General features: G+C 67.8%; 2 protein-coding genes and 2 pseudogenes. All 4 read right to left on the bottom strand.

What is annotated here, in order from left to right; genetic code table 11:
• Window positions 1-1,536, bottom strand: a pseudogene (locus A985_RS24950) (acetyl/propionyl/methylcrotonyl-CoA carboxylase subunit alpha); the annotation flags it as partial.
• Between the two features lie 204 nt (window positions 1,537-1,740).
• Window positions 1,741-2,799, bottom strand: coding sequence for a biotin synthase BioB (gene bioB, locus A985_RS24945; RefSeq protein ID WP_017233230.1), 1,059 nt, complete (start codon window positions 2,797-2,799; stop codon window positions 1,741-1,743).
• Between the two features lie 59 nt (window positions 2,800-2,858).
• Complete coding sequence (gene bioD / locus A985_RS0109795) at window positions 2,859-3,629, bottom strand: dethiobiotin synthase (protein WP_017233229.1); 771 nt, start codon at window positions 3,627-3,629, stop codon at window positions 2,859-2,861.
• Window positions 3,622-3,890, bottom strand: a pseudogene (locus tag A985_RS24940) (8-amino-7-oxononanoate synthase); the annotation flags it as partial. The gene bioD and the pseudogene A985_RS24940, both read right to left, overlap by 8 nt.

The following is a 3,890-nucleotide window of genomic DNA, read 5'->3' as shown; positions in this document are numbered from 1 at the left end:
GTAGTCCCCGTCCGGGCCCCAGCCGGTGGCGAGCTGCCAGGGCGAGTGGTGATCGATGCTGTCCTGATACTTGCGGCGGCCGATCACGGTTTCGCGAGCCACCTGCGCGGCGACGGCCAGCGCCAGCGTGGTCGCCGGTACCGGGGCGGCGGCCGGGAACAGCGTGTCGCGATGGCGCTCGATCAGTCCGGTGTCGAGATCGGCTGCGGCGAACGGCTCGCTGGCGACCAGGCGTCCGAGGAACGCGATGTTCGTCTGCACGCCCACCACGCGGTACTGGCCCAGTGCGCGGCGCATGCGGGCGAGCGCCTCGTCGCGGTCGCGGCCCCACACGATCAGTTTGGCGATCATCGGATCGTAGAAGGGCGAGATGGTGTCTCCCTCGCGCACGCCCGAGTCGATGCGCACCGCGGCCGGCGCGTCGGCGCTGCCGATCTCGAACTGGACCGCTGCGGGCGGACGCAACGTGCAGAGCGTGCCCGTCGACGGCAGAAAGTTGTTATCCGGGTTCTCGGCGTAGATGCGGGCCTCGAGCGCATGGCCGTGAATGCGCAATTCGTCCTGCTTGCGCGGCAACGCTTCGCCCGCCGCCACGCGCAATTGCCATTCCACCAGATCGAGCCCGGTGATCATCTCCGTGACCGGATGCTCGACCTGCAGGCGCGTGTTCATCTCCATGAAGTAGAACGAGCCGTCCTGATTGGCGATGAACTCGACCGTGCCCGCGCCGACATAGCCCACGGCCCGCGCGGCATTACAGGCGGCTTCGCCCATGGCGCGACGACGCTCGTCGGTCATGCCCGGGGCGGGGGCTTCTTCCAGGACCTTCTGGTGACGGCGCTGCACCGAGCAGTCGCGCTCGAACAGATAGACGCAGTTGCCGTGCGTGTCGGCAAATACCTGAATCTCGATATGGCGCGGACGCGTCAGATACTTTTCGACCAACACGCGCTCGTCGCCGAAGCTGCTGGCGGCTTCGCGCTGGCAGGACGTGAGCGCGGCGCGAAACGCCGAACTGCGCTCAACCACGCGCATGCCCTTGCCGCCGCCGCCCGCGCTGGCCTTGAGCAGCACGGGGTAGCCGATTTCGTCGGCGCGCTCGTGCAGGAACGCGGCGTCTTGATTGTCGCCGTGGTAGCCCGGCACCAGCGGCACTGCGGCGCCTTCCATCAGGGTTTTCGCGGCGCTCTTGCTGCCCATCGCGTGAATGGCGCCGACCGGCGGGCCAATGAAGACGATGCCGGCCTCGTGACACGCGGCGGCGAAGGCTTCGTTCTCGGACAGGAAGCCGTAGCCCGGGTGGATGGCCTGGGCGCCGGTGGCCTTGGCGGCGTTGATGATGGCATCGATGCGCAGATAGCTCTCGCGCGCGGCGGCGCCACCCACGTGCACCGCTTCGTCGCACACGGCGACATGCTTGGCGTGCGCGTCGGCGTCGGAATAGACGGCCACCGTGCGGATGCCCAGCCGTGCGGCCGTGGCGGCCACGCGGCAGGCGATTTCGCCGCGGTTGGCGATGAGGATCTTGTCGAACATGCTGCCTCCGGAAAATGATCGATTGGGGCGGCGCCTGCGCATCGCACTTCGCTTGTGACGAAGGGCCACTGCACTCGCGCCATTCTCTTTGCTATCCAACTTCGCCGCGTCGGCGGATCGTCTTTTTGCGATCTCGTCGCCGTCGTGGCGGCTTAACCTGTCAACACATCCTTTAACGCCAGCCCTTCGCCGTGCCGATAACGCTCAGTGCGTGGCGCAGGCCGCCAGACCATCGCACTCGCCTGCGGGCTCGGCGGCGCCGAGCTTTTCCTCGGTCGACGTGTGCATGCCGAGACGCGCGAGCAACGCGCGGTCGTGTTCGGCCTGAGGGTTTTGGGTGACGAGCAGTTTTTCGCCGTAGAACATCGAATTCGCGCCGGCGAGGAAGCACAACGATTGCAGGGCGTCGTCCATCATCTCGCGCCCGGCCGACAGCCGCACCATCGCGCGCGGCATCGTGATACGCGCCACGGCGATCATGCGCACGAAGTCGAACGGATCGACGGCGTCGTTGTTCTCCAGCGGCGTGCCTTCGACCTTCATCAGGTTGTTGATGGGCACCGATTCGGGATACGGCGACAGGTTGGCGAGCTGTGCGATCAGGCCGGCGCGCTCGCGGCTTGTCTCGCCCAGGCCGACGATGCCGCCGCAGCACACCTTCAGTCCAGCGTCGCGCACGCGGGCCAGCGTGTCCAGGCGATCCTGATAGGTGCGTGTGGTGATGATCTGCCCGTAGAACTCGGGCGACGTATCGAGGTTGTGGTTGTAGTAGTCGAGGCCGGCGTCGCGCAATTGCTGCGCTTGCCCGTCACGCAGCATGCCGAGCGTGACGCATGTCTCCAGGCCCAGCGCCTTGACGCTGCGCACCATCTCGCCCACCGCGTCGACCTGGTGCGGCTTCGGGCTGCGCCAGGCGGCGCCCATGCAGAAGCGGGTGGCCCCGGCATCTTTGGCGCGCTGCGCCGCGGCGACCACTTCCTCCACCGGCATGAGCTTCTCGGCTTCCACGCCGGTGTCGTAGCGCGCCGATTGCGGGCAATAGGCGCAGTCCTCCGGGCACCCGCCAGTCTTGATCGAGAGCAGCGTCGAGAGCTGCACGGCATTGGCGTCGAAGTGTTCGCGATGCACTTGCTGTGCGCGGAAGATCAGGTCATTGAACGGCAGTGCAAAGAGCGCCTCGATGTCGGCGACGCTCCAGGGCGTGTCGTTGCGGCGTAGGGCTTCGTCGTGGCCGTGAGCGGCGGTGTGGGCGTGAACTTGCATGATGTGATTCCTTGAATTCGGTGAGTTCGTTGATGTCGCGCGATAGGGCAGTGGCGCGCTCAGGGCCGCGTCATGTCGACGAGCGGCCCGATGTCGAGATAGCCGGAGGCGGTCGCCGCATCGGGGTGCGCCAGATGCGGCACGCGCCCGAGCAGCGGCGCGGGCAAGCGCGCGGCAAGGGTGTCGATGTTTGCCGCCACGTGACGCATCTCCGGATCGACGTGATTGGCGACCCAGCCCGCGAGCGTGAGCCCGCGGGCGGTGATGGCTTCGGCGGTGAGCAGGGCGTGGTTAATGCAGCCGAGCCGCAAACCGACGACCAGGATCACCGGAAGGCCGAGCTGGCGCGCCAGCTCGGCCGTATCCGGTGCATTGGCATCGGCGCCGAGCGGCACACGAAAGCCGCCCACGCCCTCGACGATCACCAGATCGGCCCGCGCGGCGACACGCGCATAGCCCGCGCGGATCACGCTGCAATCGAGCGCGATGCCTTCAGCGGCGGCGGCGATATGGGGCGCCGTGGCGTCCTTGAGCACATAGGGGCAGTACCAGTCGTCGGGCAGCTTCAGGTTGCTCGCCTGGTGCAACTGCTCGACGTCGTCGTTGACGAAGCGCCCGTTATGCTCCGAGGCGCCCGCCGCGACCGACTTGAGCCCCGCGCACACCAGCCCGCGCCGAGAGGCGGCATGGAGCAGCGCAGACGACACGAGCGTCTTGCCGATTTCCGTGTCGGTGCCGGTAACGAAGAACGCATGGCGCGCCGACGTGGCTCGGGCGGCGGGCGTATCGATAGATATATCGAGGGGAGCGACGAGACGCGGATCAGCCATGGGCGTGCTCCGTCCAGTCTCGATCCAACTGGTTGAGGGCGGGGGGGAGCCGGTCGACGTCGTCGGCCGTGTGCGTTGCGCAGAGCGTCAGGCGCAGTCGCGACGTGCCGGGTGCCACGGTCGGCGGGCGGATGGCGGGCACCCACAGTCCCGCTTCGGCCAGCCCAGCCTGCGCGTGCAGTGCCGCGGCATTCTCGCCGAGGATGATCGGCTGCACGCCCGTGGGCGAGACCCTGTGCCGCCAATGCCGCAGCGTGAGCG

Origin of the sequence: Pandoraea sp. B-6 (assembly GCF_000282835.1) — a bacterium.
Taxonomy (GTDB): Bacteria; Pseudomonadota; Gammaproteobacteria; order Burkholderiales; family Burkholderiaceae; genus Pandoraea; species Pandoraea cepalis.
The sequence above is the reverse complement of the archived record's forward strand: the minus strand, read 5'-3'. Positions and strand labels throughout refer to the sequence as shown.